Source organism: Enterobacter sp. FUJ80071 (assembly GCF_038739915.1).
In the GTDB taxonomy this organism is placed as follows: domain Bacteria; phylum Pseudomonadota; class Gammaproteobacteria; order Enterobacterales; family Enterobacteriaceae; genus Enterobacter; species Enterobacter kobei.
The window spans coordinates 4,295,815-4,318,352 of sequence record NZ_JBBXKH010000001.1; the positions used below are offsets into that span (position 1 = coordinate 4,295,815).

Consider the following 22,538-nt stretch of genomic DNA (forward strand, 5'->3'; position numbering starts at 1 on the left):
CTCTTACTCCTCAACTTTAACCATGAAGTAAACCGCGTTGACCATACCACGAACAGCAGGAGTATCCTCGCGCTCAACGGTATGACCAATACGACGCAGACCCAGGCCAAGCAGCGTTGCCTTGTGTTTCGGCAGACGACCGATTGCACTGCGGGTTTGAGTGATTTTAATAGTCTTTGCCATGGTCAATTACCCCAGAATTTCTTCAACGGATTTACCACGCTTGGCAGCGACCATTTCTGGAGAATTCATATTTTCCAGGCCATCAATAGTTGCACGAACCACGTTAATCGGGTTGGTGGAACCATATGCTTTGGCCAGAACGTTATGAACCCCAGCAACTTCCAGAACGGCGCGCATTGCACCACCGGCGATGATACCGGTACCTTCTGAAGCTGGCTGCATGAATACACGAGAACCCGTGTGAACACCTTTAACAGGGTGTTGCAGGGTGCCGTTGTTCAGCGCGACGTTAATCATATTGCGACGGGCTTTTTCCATCGCTTTCTGGATCGCTGCTGGAACTTCACGCGCTTTACCGTAACCAAAACCAACGCGACCGTTACCATCGCCTACTACAGTCAGAGCTGTGAAGGAGAAAATACGACCACCTTTAACGGTTTTAGATACGCGGTTTACCGCGATCAGCTTTTCCTGCAGTTCGCCAGCCTGTTTTTCGATGTGAGCCATCTTACACCTCTACCTTAGAACTGAAGGCCAGCTTCACGGGCAGCATCTGCCAGTGCCTGGACACGACCATGATATTGGAACCCGGAACGGTCAAAGGAAACATTGCTGATGCCTTTTTCCAGAGCGCGTTCAGCAACAGCTTTACCTACAGCTGCAGCGGCGTCTTTGTTACCGGTGTACTTCAATTGTTCTGAGATAGCTTTTTCTACAGTAGAAGCAGCTACCAGAACTTCAGAACCGTTCGGTGCAATTACCTGTGCGTAAATATGACGCGGGGTACGATGTACCACCAGGCGAGTTGCACCCAGCTCTTTGAGCTTGCGGCGTGCGCGGGTCGCACGACGGATACGAGCAGATTTCTTATCCATAGTGTTACCTTACTTCTTCTTAGCCTCTTTGGTACGCACGACTTCGTCGGCGTAACGAACACCCTTGCCTTTGTAAGGCTCAGGACGACGGTAGGCGCGCAGATCTGCTGCAACCTGACCGATCAGCTGTTTATCAGCGCCTTTCAGCACGATTTCAGTTTGAGTCGGACATTCTGCAGTGATACCGGCCGGCAGCGGATGCTCAACAGGGTGTGAGAAGCCCAGAGACAGGCCTACTGCATTCCCTTTGATCGCTGCACGATAACCTACACCAACCAGCTGAAGCTTTTTAGTGAAGCCTTCGGTAACACCAACAACCATTGAGTTCAGCAGGGCACGCGCGGTACCAGCCTGAGCCCATCCATCCACGAAACCATCACGTGGACCGAAGGTCAGAGCGTTATCTGCATGTTTAACTTCAACAGCTTTGTTGAGGGTACGAGTCAGCTCGCCGTTTTTACCTTTGATCGTAATAACCTGACCGTCGATTTTAACATCAACGCCGGCAGGAATGACGACCGGTGCTTTAGCAACACGAGACATTCTTTCCTCCGATTAGGCTACGTAGCAGATAATTTCGCCACCAAGACCAGCCTGGCGCGCTGCACGATCAGTCATAACACCTTTAGAGGTAGAAACAACTGCGATACCAAGACCAGCCATAACTTTTGGCAGCTCATCTTTTTTCTTATAGATGCGCAGGCCTGGGCGGCTGACACGCTGAATGCTTTCTACAACAGCTTTACCCTGGAAATACTTGAGAGTAAGTTCCAGTTCCGGCTTGGTGTCGCCTTCAACTTTAAAATCTTCGATAAAACCTTCTTCCTTCAGCACGTTGGCAATTGCCACTTTCAGCTTGGCGGAAGGCATGGTGACCGCAACTTTGTTCGCGGCCTGACCGTTACGGATACGGGTCAGCATATCCGCGATCGGATCTTGCATGCTCATCTGTCTTTACTCCCGTGATTCAATTGGTAATTACCAGCTAGCCTTTTTCAAGCCTGGCACTTCACCGCGCATGGCGGCTTCACGCAGTTTGATACGGCTCAACCCAAACTTGCCCACATAACCATGTGGACGACCTGTTTGACGACAGCGGTTACGCTGACGAGACGGGCTGGAATCACGCGGCAGAGACTGCAGCTTGAGAACCGCATTCCAACGATCTTCGTCGGAAGCGTTCACATCAGAAATGATCGCTTTCAGTTCAGCGCGTTTAGCGAAGAATTTATCAGCTAAAGCTACGCGCTTTACTTCGCGTGCTTTCATTGATTGCTTAGCCATTCAGTAACCCTACCTTACTTGCGGAACGGGAAGTCAAAGGCAGCCAGCAGAGCACGGCCTTCTTCGTCAGATTTCGCAGTAGTGGTAATGGTAATATCCAAACCACGCACGCGGTCGACTTTATCGTAGTCGATTTCTGGGAAGATGATCTGCTCACGGACACCCATGCTGTAGTTACCACGACCGTCGAAAGACTTAGCGGACAAGCCACGGAAGTCACGGATACGTGGAACAGCAATAGTGATCAGGCGCTCAAAGAACTCCCACATGCGTTCGCCACGCAGAGTTACTTTACAGCCGATCGGATAGCCCTGACGGATTTTGAAGCCTGCAACAGATTTGCGTGCTTTGGTGATCAGCGGTTTTTGACCGGAGATTGCTGTCAGGTCAGCTGCTGCGTTATCCAGCAGTTTCTTGTCAGCGATCGCTTCACCAACACCCATGTTCAGGGTGATCTTCTCGACCCGAGGGACTTGCATGACAGAATTGTAGTTAAACTCAGTCATGAGTTTGTTAACTACTTCGTCTTTGTAGTAATCATGCAGTTTCGCCATCGTACTACTCCAAATTACTTGATAGTTTCGCTGTTAGACTTGAAGAAACGGACTTTTTTGCCGTCTTCGAATCTAAAGCCTACACGGTCAGCCTTGCCGGTAGCCGCATTGAAGATTGCAACGTTAGAAACCTGAATAGCAGCTTCTTTTTCAACGATGCCACCTGGTTGGTTCAGGGCCGGAACCGGCTTCTGATGTTTCTTAACCAGGTTGATACCTTCAACGACGAGTTTGCCGGAAGACAGAACATTTTTTACTTTACCGCGTTTACCTTTATCTTTACCGGTTAACACGATAACTTCGTCATCACGACGGATTTTCGCTGCCATGATTCGCTCCTTAGAGTACTTCTGGTGCCAGAGAGATAATTTTCATGAACTTCTCAGTACGAAGTTCACGAGTTACCGGCCCAAAGATACGCGTGCCGATAGGCTGCTCGCTGTTATTGTTCAAAATAACGCATGCATTACCATCGAAGCGAATGACAGAACCGTCAGGGCGACGAACACCCTTCTTGGTGCGCACCACTACCGCTTTCAGCACATCACCTTTTTTGACCTTACCACGTGGAATTGCTTCTTTGATGGTGATCTTGATGATGTCGCCTACGCCTGCGTAGCGACGGTGCGAGCCACCCAGAACCTTGATACACATTACGCGACGTGCACCGGAGTTGTCGGCGACGTTCAGCATAGTCTGTTCTTGGATCATTTTAGTGCTCCGCTAATGTCAACTACTACCTGAGACTCTAAAATCAGAGCCGTTAAAAAGCCCCATATCGAGGGCGCGGCATTATAACACCGCTTCTGCAATATGGGTAGAAAAAATAAACGGCTCATCGCTGAGCCGTTTATTCGTATTGAGAATGCGTACTGTATTACAGAACCGCTTTCTCTACAACGCGAACCAGCGTCCAGGACTTAGTCTTGGACAGTGGACGGCATTCACGGATTTCAACCTTGTCGCCGATACCACATTCGTTGTTCTCGTCATGTACGTGCAGTTTGGTCGTACGCTTGATGAATTTACCGTAGATCGGGTGTTTCACAATACGTTCGATAGCTACAACAATGGATTTCTCCATTTTGTCGCTAACAACACGACCTTGCAGAGTACGGATTTTATCGGTCATTACGCACCCGCCTTCTGAGTCAGTAAAGTCTTAACGCGTGCAACATTGCGACGCACTTGCTTCAGCAGGTGAGTCTGTTGCAGCTGGCCACTTGCAGCCTGCATACGCAGGTTGAACTGCTCACGCAGCAGGTTCAGCAGCTCAGCGTTCAGCTCTTCAACGCTTTTTTCACGCAGCTCTTTTGCTTTCATTACATCACCGTCTTAGTTACAAAGGTGGTTTTGATAGGCAGTTTCGCTGCTGCCAGGCCGAAGGCTTCACGGGCCAGCTCTTCCGGAACACCGTCCATTTCATAAAGGACTTTGCCCGGTTGGATCAAGGCAACCCAGTACTCCACGTTACCTTTACCTTTACCCATACGAACTTCCAGCGGCTTCTCGGTGATCGGTTTGTCCGGGAATACACGGATCCAGATCTTACCTTGACGCTTAACTGCACGGGTCATTGCACGACGTGCTGCTTCGATCTGACGTGCAGTCAGACGACCACGGCCAACAGCTTTCAGACCGAAAGTGCCGAAGCTAACATCCGTACCCTGCGCCAGACCACGGTTGCGGCCTTTGTGCACTTTACGGAATTTTGTACGCTTTGGTTGTAACATCAGCGACGCTCCTTATTTACGGCCTTTACGCTGCTGCTTTTTAGGTTGAGCAGCCGGTTTTTCCGGTTGTTCAACAGCAGCCATACCACCCAGGATCTCACCTTTGAAGATCCATACCTTAACGCCGATTACACCGTAAGTGGTGTGCGCTTCAGAGGTGTTGTAGTCGATGTCAGCACGCAGAGTGTGCAGCGGTACGCGACCTTCACGGTACCATTCGGTACGTGCGATTTCCGCGCCGCCCAGACGGCCGCTAACTTCAACTTTGATACCCTTAGCGCCCAGACGCATTGCGTTCTGTACAGCACGCTTCATAGCACGACGGAACATAACACGACGTTCCAGCTGAGAAGTGATGCTGTCAGCAACCAATTTAGCGTCCAGTTCAGGCTTACGAACTTCAGCGATATTGATCTGTGCAGGAACGCCAGCGATATCCGCTACGACCTTGCGCAGTTTTTCTACGTCTTCGCCTTTCTTACCGATAACGATGCCAGGACGAGCAGTGTGAATAGTCACACGGATGCTCTTAGCTGGACGCTCGATAACGATACGAGATACAGACGCTTTAGCCAGTTCCTTAGTCAGGTACTGACGTACTTTAAAATCGCTGTCCAGGTTGTCAGCGAATTCTTTGGTGTTCGCAAACCAGGTAGAGTTCCATGGTTTTACAATACCCAGGCGAATACCATTAGGATGTACTTTCTGACCCATTGCTAGTCTCCAGAGTCTCAGCGATCGGACACAACCACAGTAATGTGGCTGGTGCGCTTCAGGATGCGATCTGCACGACCTTTCGCACGCGGCATAATGCGCTTCATGCTTGGGCCTTCATCTACGAAAATTTTCGCGACTTTCAGATCGTCGATGTCAGCGCCATCGTTGTGTTCAGCGTTAGCAATGGCAGATTCCAGTACTTTCTTGACCAATACCGCAGCTTTCTTGTTGGTATAGGTCAGGATGTCCAGGGCCTGCGACACTTTCTTACCGCGAATCAGGTCAGCAACAAGGCGAACCTTCTGTGCAGAAGAACGAGCATGGCGATGTTGAGCTAAAGTTTCCATCTCTTCCTCCTACCTTATTTCTTCTTCGCTTTTTTATCAGCAGCGTGGCCGCGATAAGTACGAGTCGGTGCGAATTCACCCAGTTTGTGACCAACCATTTCGTCGGTAACAAAGACTGGAACGTGCTGACGACCATTATGGACAGCGATGGTCAAACCGATCATGTTAGGAAAGATCGTTGAACGACGGGACCAAGTGCGCAGGGGCTTCTTGTCTCCGCTTTCCACCGCTTTCTCTACCTTCTTCAGCAAGTGCAGGTCAATAAAAGGACCTTTCTTGAGAGAACGTGGCATGGCTTATCCTCTAAAATTATTTGCTACGGCGACGTACGATAAATTTATCAGTACGCTTGTTGCTGCGGGTCTTCTTACCTTTGGTCTGAACGCCCCACGGAGTTACCGGGTGCTTACCAAAGTTACGACCTTCACCACCACCATGTGGGTGGTCGACTGGGTTCATCGCAGTACCGCGAACGGTAGGACGAACACCACGCCAGCGTGCAGCACCTGCTTTACCCAGAACGCGCAGCATATGCTCAGCATTGCCAACTTCGCCCAGAGTAGCGCGGCAGTCTGCTTCGACTTTACGCATTTCACCAGAACGCAGACGCAGGGTGACATAAGCACCATCGCGCGCAACGATCTGAACGTAAGTACCTGCGGAACGTGCCAGCTGACCGCCTTTACCTGGTTTCATTTCTACGTTATGAACGGTAGAACCAACCGGGATATTGCGCATCGGCAGGGTGTTACCTGCTTTGATTGCAGCATCAACGCCAGACTGAATCTGGTCGCCAGCTTTCAGGCCTTTAGGGGCCAGGATGTAACGGCGTTCGCCATCTTTGTACAGAACCAGCGCGATGTTCGCGGAACGGTTCGGATCGTACTCAAGACGTTCAACAACTGCTGGGATACCGTCTTTGTTGCGTTTGAAGTCAACAATACGATAAGCCTGCTTGTGGCCACCACCGATGTGACGAGTGGTGATACGGCCATTGTTGTTACGACCACCGGATTTGCTGTTTTTTTCCAGCAACGGAGCAAAAGGTTTGCCCTTGTGCAGCTCAGGGTTAACCACTTTAACTACGTGGCGACGACCCGGAGATGTCGGTTTACATTTAACAACTGCCATTGTATTACTCCTCCGACTTACTCAGCGCCGCCAACGAAGTCCAGGTTCTGGCCTTCTTTCAGGGTGACGTAAGCTTTTTTCCAGTCGCTACGACGACCGATACGCTGTCCGTGACGTTTAACTTTCCCTTTAACAACCAGGGTGTTAACGACTTCGACTTCGACTTCAAACAGTTTCTGCACAGCAGCTTTGATCTCTGCTTTGGTCGCGTCTTTAGCAACTTTGAGAACGATGGTGTTTGTTTTTTCCATCGCAGTAGACGCTTTTTCAGAAACGTGCGGTGCGCGAAGCACCTTCAGCAGACGTTCTTCACGAATCATGCCAGCATCTCCTCAACTTGCTTAACAGCATCAGCAGTCATTACGACTTTGTCGAAGGCGATCAGGCTAACCGGGTCGATACCAGTCGCATCGCGTACGTCAACCTTGTGCAGGTTACGTGCGGCCAGGAACAGGTTCTCGTCCAGCTCACCGGTGATGATCAGCACATCTTCCAGAGCCATGTCTTTCAGTTTCTGAGCCAGCAGCTTAGTTTTAGGCGCTTCTACAGAGAACTTCTCGACAACGATCAGACGATCCTGACGTACCAGTTCGGACAGGATGCTTTTCAGCGCGCCGCGGTACATCTTTTTGTTAACTTTTTGACTGTGGTCCTGTGGACGCGCAGCGAAGGTCACGCCACCTGAACGCCAGATCGGGCTCTTGATAGAACCTGAACGCGCACGGCCGGTACCTTTCTGGCGCCATGGCTTTTTGCCAGAACCAGTTACTTCAGCACGAGTCTTCTGAGCACGAGTACCCTGACGAGCACCAGCTGCATAAGCAACAACAACCTGGTGAACCAGCGCTTCGTTGAAATCACGACCGAAGGTAGTTTCGGAAACAGTCAGCGCGCTCTGCGCGTCTTTCAATACTAATTCCATTGCTATCCCCTTACGCCTTCACAGCTGGTTTAACGATCAGGTCGCTACCGGTTGCACCCGGGACCGCACCTTTAACCAGCAGCAGGTTGCGCTCAGCGTCAACACGTACTACGTCCAGGCTCTGAACGGTTACACGTTCGTTACCCAGCTGACCTGCCATTTTCTTGCCTTTGAACACTTTGCCCGGAGTCTGGTTCTGACCGATAGAACCCGGAACGCGGTGAGACAAGGAGTTACCGTGGGTAGCGTCCTGGGTACGGAAGTTCCAGCGCTTAACGGTACCAGCAAAACCTTTACCTTTAGAGGTACCGGTTACGTCAACTTTTTTAACGTCAGCAAACAGCTCAACGCTAATGTCCTGACCTACGGTGAACTCTTCGCCTTCAGCAAGACGGAATTCCCACAGACCACGGCCAGCTTCTACGCCAGCTTTAGCGAAGTGACCCGCTTCTGGTTTGGTTACACGGTTAGCTTTTTTAGCACCAGTGGTAACCTGAATAGCGCGGTAGCCATCGTTAGCCAGATCTTTAACCTGAGTAACGCGGTTTGCTTCAACTTCGATTACGGTTACTGGGATAGAAACGCCATCTTCAGTGAAGATGCGGGTCATACCCACTTTTTTACCGACTAAACCAATCATTGTTTCAACCTCTCAATCGCTCGATGACCTGATTAACCCAGGCTGATCTGCACGTCTACACCGGCAGCCAGATCCAGACGCATCAGAGCATCAACGGTTTTCTCAGTTGGCTCAACGATGTCAACCAGACGCTTGTGAGTGCGGATTTCGTACTGATCACGCGCGTCTTTGTTAACGTGCGGAGAGATCAGAACGGTAAAGCGCTCTTTGCGGGTCGGCAGCGGGATCGGACCACGGACTTGCGCACCAGTGCGCTTAGCAGTCTCGACGATTTCCGCGGTTGATTGATCGATCAGACGATGATCAAACGCTTTAAGGCGGATACGGATTCTTTGGTTCTGCATGAGACCAGAGCTCCAATTATTTTATAAACGAAAATGATTACTCCTCAAACCCATTACGATTGATGGGAGAGTGTAACCGTTCTTACGTAGCTCCCCAATTGGGAGCATTGTTGAGTAACAAAATGCGCTACCCAGGTTCATATCGAACCAGCCGTCAATTACGACAAGCCCGCGCATTATACGTATTTACAGGCTTAATGCAAGTCGACTGTGTCGATAATAACCAACCTTTTGCAAGACACGTACACTACTGGTCAATATCTGCTATCGCCTGCTTAACACGCGCTTCAAGATCGCCCTTTTCTCCGGCAGCAACCGGATGCTCAGCGTCGCTTTCCTCCGACACACTAACATCCGTCTCTTCCACCGGCACCGGCAAGGGACGCTTCTTATAGATATAGTGCTCCTCAGAAAGCCGATAATGCTGAGGCTCTGGTGATGAAGACACGTGCAGAGCAATCCCGCGGTACAGGTAATACCCGACGACCGCGCAACCAACACTATATAAAAGCCAGGACAATGCGATGCATATCCCCGCCCAAAGCGGGCGCGGCATATCTGGCCGGACAAAGCGTACTTTGGGCTGCAAAGAGGTTTCCATTTGCTCGCTCATATCGTCCCTCTTTCCTGAATCAACGTTGGACTTTCACCCAGGGCTTGCCATAGCCTGATAAGTGACAACTGTCCCATCACACCATCGACTTTAATCTTATTTTGCGCCTGAAACTGGCGGACCTTCTCAGTTAGCAGCGAACTCCATTCTCCCGTCCCTTCCGCCTCGACATTCAGCACGCGGCTCAGCATCGTATCAAGCCAGACAATGTCATCGGTGCTACTCTTCTTTGTTATGCTTGCGTTGCCGTCGGGCGATGGCTTCCACATTCGCGTCACATTCCCTGTCCAGACATGGCTGAACCATGCCTTATCAAGGATCCATGTTTGATTTCCTGACAGCACGGTAAGCGTGTTCTCTCCTCCCCCGATCACGACGACAGGGAAACTGGCGCTACCTGCTTTCAGGGTGGCGACCCAGGGAAGTCCGTCAGACAACAGTGTTTCAAGCGTTTCGGTGCCGGAAAGGCAGGCCATCCCGCCCCGGTATGCCTGATCGCACCAGGCTTCTCCTTTGTCTACCTCATACCCCCAGACGCTAAACAGTAAACTGAGCGATTCATTGGTAGACATCGTCTCTGCCATCAGTCGCGCATGTGTTGAGACAGGTCTTGAGAATTCTACAGGAAGCAACGTTGTGAGCGGTGGCAGCCAGCGGGAAAGAGGCCTGGCGAAGTATGCGCCTCCTCCACCACATAACACCGTTAACACCAACAGCAGCAACCAGGTTACGCCCTGACGGCCAGGTGCGGGCAGGTAACGCAACGCCTCACGCTGAAGAGGAGCGTCAATAATAGAGGCGGCATGTTCCTCCCCCTCCATCTTATTACGACGAATAACCCCTCCCAGTCGCGCGGCAAGATGAAGATTGCCATCGCAACGTCTCATGCATCGTCTGATAAATTGTTCCGGAAGAGTGTTGGTTGTCTCAGGGCCAATGCCTGCATGAGAGGAGATCACCTTGCGGTAATCTTTACTGTCCGGCGCGGGTATCTCAAACCATACCGGCTGTAATACCCGTAACTCGCGCTGCTGACGACGGTTGAATATCCCTGTAAGTAGCAATCGGGCTTGCGGCATCATGGTCATAAACGCCAGAATCGTTGAAACAAGCCCCCTGGAGATTCGGTGTCCATCTTCCAGGACAAACAGCGGCATACTGCCGTGTATCACGGTCCCCGCGCTGTACAGTTCCTCCCAGAGCTTCTCAACAGGGAATATTTTTCCCGCCAGACTGTTATCCGTCTGCGAATCCGCAATAATCACCCACTCCCACAGGTAACCTTTTCGGTTCAAAGGGCTGATGGTGAGCGCGCGATAAGGCCACGCGCTAATCACCCCTTGCGCAAGCACACTTTTTCCTGACCCTTTACCGCCCTGTAATATTAGCCATTGTTCCTGAATTAACGTGGAAAACATGCTGTCCCGAATCAGACAATGCCGCGTAGTATAAAAAGTATTTAGCTCATCCATGAATAGCCGCATTACCTCGAAAATTATTCTATTCCTAAAACAGGGATATATATTGCATATGACTTGCTGCGTGCCAATAACTGATTATATTATGACGGACTCAAACAAGAAACACGTTCACTCTTAGTCATTCTTAAAAGTGATTTCATGGCAACCATCTCTCCCTTAGTGAAAAATGCGTTATCGTATCGCACCCTGAGCCTTATGATTATATTGACTAGTGCTATGGGTATCTTTATCTTCATTTACTCAGCATATATACAGTGGGGTAATAACAAAGCGTCGCTGATTAATGAGGATATCATCACGCCATTGAATAATTTTAATGAAAAATATAAATGGAATTTATCATCGTCAGTCAATAATCGCATTGACGCGCCCCCATTAGTGAGTGGCAACGTAGATACTCTGTCCCATATCCATTTAAGCGGTATTATTCATAGTTCGGATAAATTATCGTCCCGGGCCATTCTGCAGGAAGGGGGGGAACAGAATGTCTATTCTATTGATGATGTGCTTAAATCATCCAACAGCACGCGCATCATTGATATCACTAAGAACCAGGTGTTTTTCTCCTCAGGCGGAAACACCGCGCAGCTTACGCTGCTTACCGAACTGACGCCACCTGCCTCAACGCCAGAAAAAGTGAACGAGCAGCCGGCACCAACAGATGTCACATTGTCAGATTTTATTGAAGCGATTCCTGTCGTTGATAAAAATGTCTTGCGAGGATTGCGCCTTTTACCTCGCGGTAATACAGAATTATTTTCACGGACAGCCATTGCACCTGGTGACATTGCTATTCAGCTTAACAATATGTCTTTAACGCAACAGGTGAATATAACCCAGGCGCAGGAGGCACTTAGACATCTGCAGACGGCTCAGATTACCCTCTTGCGAAATGCATCACCAAAACTAATTAATGTTGCCGTTCAACAATTCCAGGACGGTCAGGATAAATAAATGGATGGAACCTCCGCAAGCCAGCGACTGAAAGCGCTTTCGCTGTTTTTTTTGCTCATCGCCACCGCTAAGCCCGGATATTCAGCTGATTACACGGCGAATTTTAACGGTGCGGACATTCAAACGTTTGTCAACATCGTGGGACAAAACATGGGGAAAACGATTCTGATTGATCCCGATGTTAAAGCATCCATTTCCGTCAGAAGCGTAGATACCTTTAATAAAGAGGAATACTATCAATTTTTCCTCAGCGTGCTCGATCTTTATGGCTTTTCACTTATTACTCTTGATAATGGCCTGCTGAAAGTCGTGCGTTCAGAAACCGTGAAAAATCTTCCAGGAAAGCTCACCAGTAGCATTCAGCCCGGTAAGGGTGATGAACTGGTGACTCGTATTGTTTCTCTGGAAAATGTTCCAGCGCGATCGCTGTCTCCTCTGCTTCGTCAAATGCTCGATGGCGGTAATGTCGGTAACGTCTCGCATTATGAGCCCTCTAATGCACTCGTCATTACCGGCAAAGCATCAACCGTCAATCGCATGCTGGAAGTCATTAAACGCGTAGATGTCATGGGTGACGAGCAAGAGCAAATTATCCCGCTGAAATATGCTTCCGCTGTCGATCTTGCCGATGTCCTTAACACGCTGTCGCGTGAGAACGCAAAAGAGGCACAACCTGCGACACTCCAGACGCACATCGTTGCCGATAAAAGAAGCAATGCGCTGATTATCAGAGGCTCAGAACGTGCCCGCGCAAGAATTACTGAGTTAGTAAAACGTCTTGATACCCAGGAGCAAGGGCAAGGAAACACGCGGGTATGGTACCTGAAATATGCCAAAGCGGATAAGCTTGTTGACGTTTTAACCGGTGTCACACAAAAACTGAAAGATGGCAAAAGTGGCACAACCAATACGGCAACCAGCAGCAGCCGCGATATCTCTATTACTGCAGATGAACAAACCAACTCACTGGTTGTGACCGCCGATCAGGGCATTCTCCAGCAACTTGATGAGGTTATCGCTAAGCTGGATATTCGCCGTGCACAGGTTCTGGTGGAAGCGATTATCGTTGAAGTACAGGACGGTAAAGGCATGAATCTGGGTGTGCAATGGGCTGAAAAAAACGTTGGTGGACAACAATTTACCAAAACCGGCTTGCCTATTTTCAACGCCGCGCAGGGCATCGGTGAATTCAAAGCCAAAGGCGGGATCACCAGCGATAATCCAGCTTACAATCTCTTCAGTAATTATAACGGCCTTGCGGCAGGTTTTTTCAACGGCGACTGGGGGGTGCTCCTTACAGCACTCAATACCGACAACAAAAACGACATCCTGTCTACGCCCAGCATCGTTACGCTTGATAATAAAGAAGCAGCCTTCAACGTCGGGCAGGATGTGCCCGTACTTTCCGGTTCCCAGACGACCTCCGGCGATAATATTTACAATACCGTCGAGCGTAAGACGGTGGGGACCAAGTTAAAAGTCACCCCGCAAATTAATGAGGGTGATTCTGTTCTGATGGAGATCGAGCAAGAGGTTTCCAGCGTCGACACATCGACAAGCTCTTCCTCGCTCGGCCCAACCTTCAATACCCGAACAATACAGAATGCCGTCCTGGTGAAAAGTGGCGAAACCGTTGTGCTTGGCGGTTTGATGGATGACGCCAGTAAGCAAGAAGTTTCAAAAGTTCCCCTGCTGGGCGATATCCCCCTGGTGGGACAGCTTTTCCGCTACACATCCAATGAGAAAAGCAAACGTAACCTGATGGTCTTTATCCGCCCGACCATTATCAGAGACGATGAGGTCTATCGTTCACTCTCACGTGAAAAATACACCAATTTCAAAGATCTGCAAAAAGAGAGACGTGAAAAGCAAAGTGGAACACTGATTAACGTCGACAACATCAAAGAGCTTGAAGATCGGGCTTTTAATAATGCACCGGCGACACCGGACGCTAAAAATCCGTTCAGGGAAGGTCGAACGGAATGAGTCAGCACGCATGGAAAAAAGCGCAGCGCTATGGCATTGCCTTACAAGGAGAGACTCTCTTCTACTCGACAGATGCCACACTTGAGCATCTGCTCGAGTTCGCATCCGTTGCGCCAGAGTGCACCTGTTTTACCCAGCTCCCCCCGCAGCAGTTTGCCGAAAAGCTGGAGCTTATTTACCAACAGAACAGCGGGTCAGCCCAGTTAATTGCCGAAGATATTAATAATTCGGACGATCTTAGTACGCTATCTGACGAGATCCCAACGAATGAAGATCTGCTGAACGAGCAGTCGGACGCGCCGGTTATCAGGCTTATTAATGCCGTGCTCAGCGAAGCAATTAAAGAACACGCCTCAGATATTCATATTGAAGTGTTTGAAAAAGCGATGAGTATCCGCTTCCGGGTTGATGGCATCTTGCGCCCGGTGGTTCAGCCGAATAAAAAACTGGCGGCCTTACTCATCTCACGTATCAAAATCATGGCCAAACTGGATATTGCCGAAAAAAGGCTGCCGCAGGATGGACGCATTACCTTAAAAATTGGTCAGCGAAATGTGGATGTTCGTGTGTCGACGCTTCCATCGCAGCATGGCGAACGTGTTGTTCTACGTCTGTTGGATAAAAGTAGTCTGCGCTTATCCATCGATAAACTGGATATGTCAGCGGCAGACACACACAGTCTGAAGAATCTGCTTGCCCTTCCCCACGGCATTATTCTGGTCACGGGGCCAACGGGCTCCGGGAAAAGCACCACGCTCTACGCCATTCTCTCCGCGCTAAATAGCCCAGAACGCAATGTGCTTACGGTAGAGGACCCAATTGAATACGAACTGGAAGGTATCGGACAAACCCAGGTTAATAGCCGCGTAGATATGTCATTTTCCCGCGGACTACGCGCTATTTTACGTCAGGATCCTGATGTCGTCATGGTAGGAGAAATTCGCGATAACGAAACCGCTCAAATTGCGGTTCAGGCTTCGTTGACCGGGCATCTGGTGCTTTCCACTCTCCACACCAATAGCGCGTGCGGTGCCGTAACGCGATTACGGGATATGGGCGTTGAGCCGTTCCTTCTCTCTTCCTCGCTCGTTGGGGTGATTGCCCAACGTCTGGTCAGACGGCTATGCCCCCACTGTAAAACGGCTCACGCCGTGCGGCCTCAGGAACTACAGCTTCTGCAAGCCCACGGGATAAATGCATCCCAACTCTGGCAAGCAAAAGGCTGCCCCGCTTGCAGACAAAGCGGCTATCAGGGGCGTATGGCGATCCATGAACTGTTACTCGCGACACCAGAATTGCGTGAAGCTATTCACAATGAGCGTCATGAAAGGGAGCTTGAACAGATCCAGCGTCGTCATCACCTCAGCTTGCTGGCAAACGGTCTTCGCGTAGCGGCAGAAGGGATGACCTCACTTGAAGAAATTCTGCGGGTGACCTCTGAAGGTCAGACTCCAGCGGATGGGCGCCAATGAAATTTCACTGGACGGCGACGGACGCGCGGGGAAACCGCCATACGGGGCTGAGTGAGGCCGCGAGTGAAAGAGAGACGGTCGCGCAGTTGCGTAGCCAGGGGTTATTACCGCAAACGCTAAAACGGCAGCGACCCAAGGTTGCCCTCAGGGCTTTTTCGACACGAATCAGCCACAGCGAATTAACGCTTTTTACGCGTCAGCTGGCGACGCTGATCGCCGCGGCGCTGCCGCTGGATGAAGCGCTCGCCGTTGTCCAACAGCAAAAAGAAAATAAAAAACTGGCTGACGTCATCACTTCTCTGCACCTCGCCGTTCTGGAAGGGCAGCCCCTCTCGGTGGCCATGCAAGCCCACCCTCGTCTGTTTGATACGGTCTTTTGCACCCTGGTAAAAGCGGGAGAGACGGTCGGCCAGCTGGGCACCGTTCTTGAAAGGCTGGCCGAATATAATGAAGCACGTCAGCAAATGCGCAGCAAACTCACACAGGCGTTGATTTACCCTGCCCTGCTCACCACGGTCGCCATTCTGGTGGTTATCATTTTGCTTACCACGGTGGTACCGAAGGTCGCCGCGCAGTTCACTCATCTTAAGCATGAGCTACCGCTTTCCACCCGAACGTTACTGGCTATTAGTCACTTTCTGTCGACATACGGTCCCTGGATCTCACTGACGCTGATCTGTGGTGGAACGCTATTCTCTTTCTGGCTGAAGCGCGGGAAAAACCGGGATCATTTTCATCGCTGGCTCATCGCGTTTCGCATTACCTCCCCGCTGGTCTGCGCGATCAATAGCGCCCGTTATCTGCGCGCCCTGAGTATTCTCAATCGCAGCGGTATTCCACTCCTGGAAGGGATGTCGCTCTCAGCAGAAGGTGTGGGCAACCGGGAGATAGGCCGGCGGCTCAGCGACGCAGCAGAAAGTGTGCGCCAGGGAAATAGCATCAGCCAGTCCCTGAAGCAGACGCAAATATTTCCCCCCATGATGATTTACATGATTGCTTCCGGAGAAAAAAGCGGTCAGCTCGGGGAACTCATGCAACGTGCGACAAATAACCAGGAGGTGCAGCTGCAAAACCGCATTTCGCTGACCCTGGCAATTTTTGAACCGGCGCTGATTGTTGTCATGGCAGCGATCGTTTTGTTTATCGTTGTCTCGATCATGCAGCCCATATTACAACTCAACTCATTGATGAATTAAGGAAAAATTATGGAAGCGCAGAAGAAGGAAAGGCAGCGTGGTTTCACGCTTATGGAATTGATGGTCGTCATCGTGATTATGGGGGTTCTGGCCAGCCTGGTGGTGCCTAACTTAATGGGCAATAAGGATCGGGCAGACCGGCAAAAAGCCGCCAGCGATATTATTGCTCTCGAAAATGCGCTGGATATGTACAAGCTGGATAATCATCATTATCCCACAACAGAACAGGGCCTGGAGGCGCTTATTACCGCCCCAGCGCAAGCTCCCCGGGCTGAAAACTACAACCCGGATGGTTATATCCGCCGTCTGCCCGCCGATCCGTGGGGGAATGACTACATCCTGATTAGCCCGGGTGAGCATGGCGCGATCGATATCATGTCCACAGGTCCTGATGCTGAAACCGGCACCGAGGATGATATCCACAACTGGGACAACGATAAAAAGTCACGCTAAAAATGGCCCATCAGAAAGGATTCACACTGCTGGAGGTGATGCTGGTTATGGTCATCATCGCCCTGGCGGCAGCCGGCGTTGTCGCTATGCAAAGTGACAGGCTGAGCGCTACCGGAAAGCTACTGCGGCAGATCGATGTCCTCAGACAGACAGCAAAATACATGTCAGACGTGGCGCTACTGGAAAAACATACTGTCGGCCTTCAGCTCACTACTGACGGCTGGCTTTTCTATGCACCGAAAAAGGATCGCACCGGTGAATGGCAGTGGCAGGAAATAGCAAACAATGACAATTTGCCGTTACGCGGCGATTGGGACGCACCGGCCAGGCCTGACGTGACACCCTCGTCGGAGGAGGCCAAACCGCAAATCGTCATCCTGCCCGATGGACAAGTCACTCCCTTTTCAGTGGTTTTCAACGCTGAAGATGGCGAAAAAATCGCCATCCTGCAATCAAACGGCGCGCTGCCGCTTGAGGTCATTCGCTTTAAGGAACCGCAATGAAACAACAAAGCGGAATGCTGTTGCTTGAAGTCTTGCTGGCAATGGCTATTTTTGCGACCGCCATTATTGCACTCCTCAACAGTATGCAATGGCAGCTTTCAGCGCTGGAAACGTTAAAACAGGAAACGCTAGCGCTTTGGGTTGCAGACAACGTACTCGTGACCTCGACTTACGGACAACTCGCCGCCAAAGAGGGAGCCTCTTCTCAATTAAATGAGACCTTCTCCTGGCAACTGGTTGAAGGGAAACAAAGTTCGTCTCCTTTGCTTCAGAAAGAGGCCAGAGTGATAACGTCTGATGGCCGAACCCTCAGCCTGTTTTCCTGGTCTTCAGAAAGTAAGAAAACGGAGGCGAAGCATGAGTAAGGTCCCCAACGGCTTTACGCTTCTGGAAGTGATGCTGGCGATCGTCATTTTCTCAACGCTCAGCTTTCTGGCCTCTCAGGTGTTCTCCCAGGCAACCGAACAGTTCCAGCGAGCCAAGAAGACTGGCGATGATTTTGAGGCCATCCAGCACACCGTGCTCATGCTTGAAAATGATTTAATGCAGTATGTCCCGCGGAAAAACCGGCAAACACCGCTCCCCTTCTTGAGTGAAAAAGAGAGCGTAATTTTCACAACACAAACCCGGGATCCCGCAATGCCTTTTGGGGCAACTTTCGTTTTGACGACCGTACACTGGTATGTCGAAAACGACACATTATTCCGTGCAGTACGCTACTCATCCGACAGTGAAAAGGACGTGGCACCACAGCCCCTGCTGGATCATGTCTCCCATTTTTCTGCAACAATGACGCCGGCGGATGAAAAGAGCGTGTCAACGACAGCCACGATAACGCTGGAGCGTGACGGTAAAGCGGAAATAACCCGACGCGTTGTCCTGCCCGGCTGGTTTCCGGAAAAAAAAGCCGCCAGCCAACCTGCAGGAGCGACGCAATGAATGCGCAAAAAGGTTCTGCATTGCTGATTGTTTTAATGATTCTGGCGCTGATGGCTGCGCTGGCAGCAGAGATGACGATAAGTTTTCAGGTTCAGCTCCAGCGCACCCGGCGCATCAATGATAGCCTGCAGGGGAAATACGCTCTGCTCTACGCTGAAGCACAATCTATGGCACGTTTTCAGGAGAAGCCTCGAGACGTACTCACCCACTCGGAGAGTCCTGGCGACGACACCGACGTCAGCTGGCAGATAAACGATCTGCACCATTGCTACAACCTGAACGCACTGAAGAATACGCCGGAAGAACCACTGGCGACGCCACCGTATGAAATCAGCGTGTTTTACGCCCTACTGGAGAAGCTCGCCGTTGAAAAATACCGGGCAGAAGAGATCGCACAATCCATCGCAGACTACATCGATGATAACGACTCAACGCGCGTTAAAGGTGCAGAAGACGAATACTATCAACATAGTCAGCCAGGCTACCTGACCGCCGGTCAGGTGCTCTTTTTACCCACAGAAGTGCGCAAAATTAAAGGGATGACTGACGCGCTTTATCAAAAACTCGCCCCTTTTATCTGCACCCGATTCAGCAGTGACCTCGCCATTAATATCAATACCCTTACTGAGCAGCAAGCGCCGCTTCTGGCAGCCCTCTTCCTCAACAATATCAGCTTGTCAGATGCAAAAATGCTCCTGAAAAAACGTCCTGTAAATGGCTGGGAAAAGGTAGAGGATTTTCTTTACCAGGCCCAACAGGATTTCAGCGCAGCAAAACCGCTGGTGGATTCGCTTAAAAAACAGATTACAACCAGCAGCAGTTATTTTTTGACCACATCCACGGTTCATGAGGGTGACCTTACCTTTGGTATGCGCACATTTTTCATTTATGACGAAAAAACTAAAACACTCAAACTCTATTTACGCCAGCTTACGGATGGCAGTAGCGAACAATAAAGCAGTTAACGTCCCTGCGACGAAACTGCTTTTCCGCCTTTCTGGATCGACGCCGAATGCCCTTGAATGGGTGGAATATGATGGATGTGGCTACAGCCAGGTTCAGAGTCTGACAACAGAACAGTTGCCGGAGATTGCCGCACGCCCGGCATCAGGATGCACTCATCTCGTTATTCCGGCCCAAAAGGCAACGAGCAGAATAATCGTCATCCCAGACGAAAATTACGAACTGACCGATCAAAAACTTCAGTGGCTTGCGGATGAAACACTGGACGAAGGCATGCCCTCGCTGCACTGGACGCTACTCTCTCGGGAGGGAACGCGAGTTTCCGTCATTGGCGTTGACGCCGACTGGCTTATGTCCCAACTTCGTCTCTTTGCCGGGGCTGGTTTTAACGTCACGCATGCGACGATTGACGCCCTTCGCTTGCCAGCCTGTGAAAGCGGCTGGACGGTATTATCAGACAGCTGTGGATGGTTGCTCAGAACGCATGAGAACAGTGTTGCCCATTTGACAGAACCCTGGCTGGCACAGCTGCTAGCGCATTATCCCCCGCAAGAGGTTGTCAGCTACGGTCCACTGCCAGCTGGCCTTTCCGCGAAGGAAACGCATCCCGCATGTCATAGTTTGACACTCCATCCACAGGAACCACCCGCTAACCTTTTGCACGGGAAAATGCGCCCGCCTGCCCCGCGCTCTTTCTGGTCCACCAATATCAAACGGGTGGCGCTTTGCAGTCTTCTCCTGTTAGCCGGGAGTGCGTGTCTGGCTCAGGTTGTCGTGTATTTGCAACTTCGGGAGTATGAAAAACAGCTGAGCCACACACTGACGCAGCAATGGCAACGTTATATTCCAGAAAACAGGCATACCCGTAATCTGCGTACCTATTTACCCAGGCAGCTACAGCAACGATCGCCTGCCCCCTATTTGCTCTTACAACAGCTTCAGGCTCATCTGTCCGCTTTCCCGGAACTGGCGCTGGAAGGGTTGAGTTATAACCCGGCACGTAATGATTTACGTCTTTTTATTTCTACCCGCGATGACCAACAGATCCAGGCGTTTTTAAATCAAAAACTGGCTGGCTACTCACTCAAAGTCGATAAACATGAACAGGGATTATGGACGATTCGAAATGATTAAACGCGCTCAGGAATGGTTTCACCAAAAAGATCCGCGTGAACAGCGGCTGCTACTCGCACTGCTTGTCTGCGGTGTCAGCATTCTTTTCTGGTTTGGGCTCTACCAGCCCCTGAAGCAGGCTACGGACACCATGCAATCCCGCTATGCTAAGGTGCAACGCGATCTGCAGTGGTTGCAGAAACAGGTTTCGGCTGCAGCTCTTCTTCCGGAAAAGAGACCATCAGGCTCCCTGGAGAATCAGGTTAAAAGCAGTTTGCACATGCTGGGCACTGCCGCAAAACTCCAGCGCACCGATAGCGGAGAACTGACTGTATCGGCCGATGCTCTCAGGATGGACGCTTTTATGAACTGGCTGGCAGTGCTACAGGGAGACTACGGTCTGCGGATTGCGGAACTTGAATTCCACGCCAGTGAACAGGGTACGGACACTATAATCCTGACGCGCCTGACGCTCGGAGTGAAATAAAATGGATAGCTCACTGGTTACTCTGTTTCTCATCATTGGCCTGCTGTCAGGAACCGCAATGGGTATACTCACCTGGCGTTTGCCTGCCGAGATTTTACGACCGTCTTCGACAGGCGAGGCGGGTTCAACGTCAGAGTTTACGTTCTCTGGCTCCCGGTGCTGCCAGTGTCAAACCCCACTGTTCTGGTACGACACGGTTCCCCTGCTCGGCTGGATGCTTCTCAAAGGGAAATGTCGCCACTGCGGCCAGCCTGTTTCAACACGCTATCCCTTGCTGGAAGGGCTTTGTGCGATGATGGCCGTCATTTGCTATGCCCTCCATCCAGCATCAATGATAATGTCACTGGCGCTTTTTCTGTTCTTTTGGTTTGTACTCGCACTCAGCGTGATCGATCTGCAGCATTACCTTTTACCCGACAAGCTCACGCTACCGTTACTGTGGGTTGGCCTGTTGTTTAATGCCTTTTTTGGCCCTGTTTCCTCCCAGGACGCCATTGTGGGTGCCGCTGCCGGCTATTTAATTCTGTGGCTGCTCTACTGGCTGGTCCGCTTAATCTGTCACAAAGAAGGGATCGGTTACGGGGATTTCAAGATGCTTGCGGCAGTGGGCGCCTGGTGCGGCTGGCGAGAGGTACCCGTGATCCTTTACGTAGCGTCAATCGCAGGGATCTTTTACGGGCTTCTGCTGTGGGTAAAAAAAGGGCATTTCGGTGACCCGATACCTTTCGGTCCAGCACTGGCACTGAGCGGCTGGGGCTGTTTCTGCTGGGCAACGCTGTGAGGAGGCAGGAAGGAGGGTTTCCTTCCTGTATCAACTACTCTTTTTCTTCGCGGATTTGAGCCTGCAGATAGTTTTGAATACCCAGCTTATCGATCAAATCCAACTCAGTTTCCAGCCAGTCTATATGGCCTTCTTCATCGGCAAGGATCTCAATCATCATGTCACGGCTGACATAATCAAAAACGCTGTCGGCATAGGCAATGGCTTCACGGAGATCTTTGGCACCTTCAAGTTCCAGCCTGAGGTCGGAACGTAGCATCTCCTCGACATCTTCACCGATGCCCAGCTTGCCGAGATCCTGCAGGTTTGGAATACCTTCAAGGAATAAAATGCGCTCGATATATTTATCGGCGTGTTTCATCTCATCTATAGATTCATGGTACTCAACGTCGTTCAGACGTTTAAGTCCCCAATTTTTGAACATTCTCGCGTGAAGAAAGTACTGGTTGATTGCGACAAGCTCATTTCCCAATAATTTATTGAGATAACTTATGATTTTAACATCACCTTTCATTATATAGTCCCTCCGCTTCCACTCATTGAAGCGTAGATCGGGCTACGGGGATGTCAAAAAAAAGATGGGCGCTTACGCGATCTCTTTGTATTCCGGGATCTGCATCAACTCGTCCTGCATGATTTCACGTGCAGCACGTACACATTTACCGCATTGATTTCCAACCGGAACAAATTTGCGAAGCTGCTGAAATGACTGTGGCTGAAACTGGCGAACGGCCTGACGTATTTTTTTGTCGCTTACACCATTACATAAACAAACGTACATAGAGACTCCCGTTCAAATTATGCGCAAAGTGTAAGTGAGAATGGTTATGATTACAATAGCACAAACGCCAGAATACGGGGCGGGTG

Annotated in this window: 36 protein-coding genes; 12 read left to right on the forward strand and 24 right to left on the reverse strand. The window is 50.6% G+C overall.

The genetic code is table 11. The annotated features are described in order from the left end of the window. Positions 1-3: 3 nt before the first annotated feature. From rpmD to AAER43_RS20945, 22 genes are all read right to left on the reverse strand, one after another. Positions 4-183, reverse strand: coding sequence for a 50S ribosomal protein L30 (gene rpmD / locus AAER43_RS20840; RefSeq protein WP_003863301.1), 180 nt, complete (start codon positions 181-183; stop codon positions 4-6). A 6-nt stretch (positions 184-189) separates the two neighbouring features. Then, positions 190-690, reverse strand: a complete 501-nt coding sequence (rpsE, locus tag AAER43_RS20845) for a 30S ribosomal protein S5 (protein ID WP_003863299.1) — start codon at positions 688-690, stop codon at positions 190-192. 14 nt (positions 691-704) lie between these two features. Then, positions 705-1,058 carry a 50S ribosomal protein L18 gene (rplR, locus tag AAER43_RS20850; protein WP_003863297.1) on the reverse strand — a complete coding sequence of 118 codons (354 nt, stop codon included), beginning with the start codon at positions 1,056-1,058 and terminating at the stop codon, positions 705-707. Between the two features lie 9 nt (positions 1,059-1,067). Next, on the reverse strand, positions 1,068-1,601 hold the full coding sequence (rplF, locus tag AAER43_RS20855) for a 50S ribosomal protein L6 (protein WP_003863296.1): 534 nt from the start codon (positions 1,599-1,601) through the stop codon (positions 1,068-1,070). A 12-nt stretch (positions 1,602-1,613) separates the two neighbouring features. Further along, positions 1,614-2,006, reverse strand: coding sequence for a 30S ribosomal protein S8 (gene rpsH, locus AAER43_RS20860; RefSeq protein ID WP_006178918.1), 393 nt, complete (start codon positions 2,004-2,006; stop codon positions 1,614-1,616). A 30-nt stretch (positions 2,007-2,036) separates the two neighbouring features. Further along, a complete protein-coding gene (rpsN, locus tag AAER43_RS20865; protein ID WP_003863291.1) occupies positions 2,037-2,342 on the reverse strand; it encodes a 30S ribosomal protein S14 in 306 nt (101 codons plus the stop codon). Positions 2,343-2,356: 14 nt separating this feature from the next. Beyond that, the gene (gene rplE / locus AAER43_RS20870) at positions 2,357-2,896 is read right to left on the reverse strand and encodes a 50S ribosomal protein L5 (protein ID WP_001096206.1); all 540 of its coding nucleotides are present in this window, start codon (positions 2,894-2,896) and stop codon (positions 2,357-2,359) included. 14 nt (positions 2,897-2,910) lie between these two features. After that, the gene (gene rplX / locus AAER43_RS20875; protein WP_003863287.1) at positions 2,911-3,225 is read right to left on the reverse strand and encodes a 50S ribosomal protein L24; all 315 of its coding nucleotides are present in this window, start codon (positions 3,223-3,225) and stop codon (positions 2,911-2,913) included. Between the two features lie 10 nt (positions 3,226-3,235). Beyond that, the gene (gene rplN / locus AAER43_RS20880) at positions 3,236-3,607 is read right to left on the reverse strand and encodes a 50S ribosomal protein L14 (RefSeq protein ID WP_002919748.1); all 372 of its coding nucleotides are present in this window, start codon (positions 3,605-3,607) and stop codon (positions 3,236-3,238) included. Between the two features lie 166 nt (positions 3,608-3,773). Then, positions 3,774-4,028 carry a 30S ribosomal protein S17 gene (gene rpsQ, locus AAER43_RS20885; protein ID WP_008503489.1) on the reverse strand — a complete coding sequence of 85 codons (255 nt, stop codon included), beginning with the start codon at positions 4,026-4,028 and terminating at the stop codon, positions 3,774-3,776. Further along, the gene (rpmC, locus tag AAER43_RS20890; RefSeq protein ID WP_003863282.1) at positions 4,028-4,219 is read right to left on the reverse strand and encodes a 50S ribosomal protein L29; all 192 of its coding nucleotides are present in this window, start codon (positions 4,217-4,219) and stop codon (positions 4,028-4,030) included. Before rpmC ends, rpsQ begins: the two co-directional genes overlap by 1 nt. Further along, positions 4,219-4,629, reverse strand: coding sequence for a 50S ribosomal protein L16 (rplP, locus tag AAER43_RS20895; RefSeq protein ID WP_002919759.1), 411 nt, complete (start codon positions 4,627-4,629; stop codon positions 4,219-4,221). Before rplP ends, rpmC begins: the two co-directional genes overlap by 1 nt. 12 nt (positions 4,630-4,641) lie before the next feature. Continuing rightward, positions 4,642-5,343: a 30S ribosomal protein S3 gene (gene rpsC, locus AAER43_RS20900; RefSeq protein WP_000529945.1), complete on the reverse strand. Its 702-nt coding sequence runs from the start codon at positions 5,341-5,343 to the stop codon at positions 4,642-4,644. Positions 5,344-5,360: 17 nt separating this feature from the next. Beyond that, positions 5,361-5,693 (reverse strand): 50S ribosomal protein L22, encoded by a 333-nt coding sequence (rplV, locus tag AAER43_RS20905; protein ID WP_002919773.1) that lies wholly within the window; start codon positions 5,691-5,693, stop codon positions 5,361-5,363. Positions 5,694-5,707: 14 nt separating this feature from the next. Next, positions 5,708-5,986 (reverse strand): 30S ribosomal protein S19, encoded by a 279-nt coding sequence (gene rpsS, locus AAER43_RS20910; protein WP_001138117.1) that lies wholly within the window; start codon positions 5,984-5,986, stop codon positions 5,708-5,710. A 16-nt stretch (positions 5,987-6,002) separates the two neighbouring features. Continuing rightward, the gene (rplB, locus tag AAER43_RS20915) at positions 6,003-6,824 is read right to left on the reverse strand and encodes a 50S ribosomal protein L2 (protein WP_000301859.1); all 822 of its coding nucleotides are present in this window, start codon (positions 6,822-6,824) and stop codon (positions 6,003-6,005) included. Positions 6,825-6,841: 17 nt separating this feature from the next. Continuing rightward, a complete protein-coding gene (gene rplW, locus AAER43_RS20920; protein ID WP_000617546.1) occupies positions 6,842-7,144 on the reverse strand; it encodes a 50S ribosomal protein L23 in 303 nt (100 codons plus the stop codon). Continuing rightward, positions 7,141-7,746 carry a 50S ribosomal protein L4 gene (rplD, locus tag AAER43_RS20925; RefSeq protein WP_000424395.1) on the reverse strand — a complete coding sequence of 202 codons (606 nt, stop codon included), beginning with the start codon at positions 7,744-7,746 and terminating at the stop codon, positions 7,141-7,143. Before rplD ends, rplW begins: the two co-directional genes overlap by 4 nt. Before the next feature lie 10 nt (positions 7,747-7,756). Continuing rightward, the gene (gene rplC, locus AAER43_RS20930) at positions 7,757-8,386 is read right to left on the reverse strand and encodes a 50S ribosomal protein L3 (protein ID WP_003863274.1); all 630 of its coding nucleotides are present in this window, start codon (positions 8,384-8,386) and stop codon (positions 7,757-7,759) included. Between the two features lie 32 nt (positions 8,387-8,418). Continuing rightward, complete coding sequence (rpsJ, locus tag AAER43_RS20935) at positions 8,419-8,730, reverse strand: 30S ribosomal protein S10 (RefSeq protein ID WP_001181005.1); 312 nt, start codon at positions 8,728-8,730, stop codon at positions 8,419-8,421. A 247-nt stretch (positions 8,731-8,977) separates the two neighbouring features. After that, positions 8,978-9,343 (reverse strand): hypothetical protein, encoded by a 366-nt coding sequence (locus AAER43_RS20940; RefSeq protein ID WP_050863161.1) that lies wholly within the window; start codon positions 9,341-9,343, stop codon positions 8,978-8,980. Beyond that, a complete protein-coding gene (locus AAER43_RS20945; protein ID WP_158008932.1) occupies positions 9,340-10,761 on the reverse strand; it encodes a peptidoglycan-binding domain-containing protein in 1,422 nt (473 codons plus the stop codon). Before AAER43_RS20945 ends, AAER43_RS20940 begins: the two co-directional genes overlap by 4 nt. 201 nt (positions 10,762-10,962) lie before the next feature. Between AAER43_RS20945 and gspC the strand changes: the two genes are divergently transcribed. The 12 genes from gspC to AAER43_RS21005 are packed head-to-tail and all read left to right on the forward strand — an operon-like array spanning position 10,963 to position 21,671. Further along, positions 10,963-11,778, forward strand: coding sequence for a type II secretion system protein GspC (gene gspC / locus AAER43_RS20950; protein WP_080361076.1), 816 nt, complete (start codon positions 10,963-10,965; stop codon positions 11,776-11,778). Then, the gene (gene gspD, locus AAER43_RS20955) at positions 11,779-13,764 is read left to right on the forward strand and encodes a type II secretion system secretin GspD (RefSeq protein WP_072093809.1); all 1,986 of its coding nucleotides are present in this window, start codon (positions 11,779-11,781) and stop codon (positions 13,762-13,764) included. After that, positions 13,761-15,236, forward strand: coding sequence for a type II secretion system ATPase GspE (gspE, locus tag AAER43_RS20960; RefSeq protein WP_050863164.1), 1,476 nt, complete (start codon positions 13,761-13,763; stop codon positions 15,234-15,236). The genes gspD and gspE overlap by 4 nt, the downstream gene beginning before the upstream one ends. Further along, positions 15,233-16,432: a type II secretion system inner membrane protein GspF gene (gspF, locus tag AAER43_RS20965; RefSeq protein ID WP_050863165.1), complete on the forward strand. Its 1,200-nt coding sequence runs from the start codon at positions 15,233-15,235 to the stop codon at positions 16,430-16,432. The genes gspE and gspF overlap by 4 nt, the downstream gene beginning before the upstream one ends. A gap of 9 nt (positions 16,433-16,441) precedes the next feature. Then, on the forward strand, positions 16,442-16,885 hold the full coding sequence (gene gspG / locus AAER43_RS20970) for a type II secretion system major pseudopilin GspG (protein ID WP_050863166.1): 444 nt from the start codon (positions 16,442-16,444) through the stop codon (positions 16,883-16,885). Positions 16,886-16,887: 2 nt separating this feature from the next. Further along, on the forward strand, positions 16,888-17,388 hold the full coding sequence (gene gspH / locus AAER43_RS20975) for a type II secretion system minor pseudopilin GspH (protein ID WP_032635372.1): 501 nt from the start codon (positions 16,888-16,890) through the stop codon (positions 17,386-17,388). Next, positions 17,385-17,753 carry a type II secretion system minor pseudopilin GspI gene (gspI, locus tag AAER43_RS20980; protein ID WP_050863167.1) on the forward strand — a complete coding sequence of 123 codons (369 nt, stop codon included), beginning with the start codon at positions 17,385-17,387 and terminating at the stop codon, positions 17,751-17,753. The genes gspH and gspI overlap by 4 nt, the downstream gene beginning before the upstream one ends. Further along, positions 17,746-18,327 (forward strand): prepilin-type N-terminal cleavage/methylation domain-containing protein, encoded by a 582-nt coding sequence (locus tag AAER43_RS20985; RefSeq protein WP_050863168.1) that lies wholly within the window; start codon positions 17,746-17,748, stop codon positions 18,325-18,327. The genes gspI and AAER43_RS20985 overlap by 8 nt, the downstream gene beginning before the upstream one ends. Then, complete coding sequence (gene gspK / locus AAER43_RS20990; RefSeq protein WP_023331449.1) at positions 18,324-19,283, forward strand: type II secretion system minor pseudopilin GspK; 960 nt, start codon at positions 18,324-18,326, stop codon at positions 19,281-19,283. Before AAER43_RS20985 ends, gspK begins: the two co-directional genes overlap by 4 nt. Further along, positions 19,264-20,424 carry a type II secretion system protein GspL gene (gene gspL / locus AAER43_RS20995; RefSeq protein ID WP_023338827.1) on the forward strand — a complete coding sequence of 387 codons (1,161 nt, stop codon included), beginning with the start codon at positions 19,264-19,266 and terminating at the stop codon, positions 20,422-20,424. The genes gspK and gspL overlap by 20 nt, the downstream gene beginning before the upstream one ends. Beyond that, a complete protein-coding gene (gene gspM / locus AAER43_RS21000) occupies positions 20,417-20,890 on the forward strand; it encodes a type II secretion system protein GspM (protein ID WP_032635368.1) in 474 nt (157 codons plus the stop codon). The genes gspL and gspM overlap by 8 nt, the downstream gene beginning before the upstream one ends. A 1-nt stretch (position 20,891) precedes the next feature. Continuing rightward, positions 20,892-21,671: an A24 family peptidase gene (locus AAER43_RS21005; RefSeq protein WP_048339401.1), complete on the forward strand. Its 780-nt coding sequence runs from the start codon at positions 20,892-20,894 to the stop codon at positions 21,669-21,671. Between the two features lie 34 nt (positions 21,672-21,705). On the opposite strand, the gene bfr is transcribed toward AAER43_RS21005, so the two are convergent. Both bfr and bfd read right to left on the reverse strand, forming a co-directional pair. Further along, complete coding sequence (gene bfr, locus AAER43_RS21010; protein ID WP_014885483.1) at positions 21,706-22,185, reverse strand: bacterioferritin; 480 nt, start codon at positions 22,183-22,185, stop codon at positions 21,706-21,708. Positions 22,186-22,257: 72 nt separating this feature from the next. Then, a complete protein-coding gene (bfd, locus tag AAER43_RS21015) occupies positions 22,258-22,452 on the reverse strand; it encodes a bacterioferritin-associated ferredoxin (RefSeq protein ID WP_008503493.1) in 195 nt (64 codons plus the stop codon). Between the last annotated feature and the right edge of the window lie 86 nt (positions 22,453-22,538).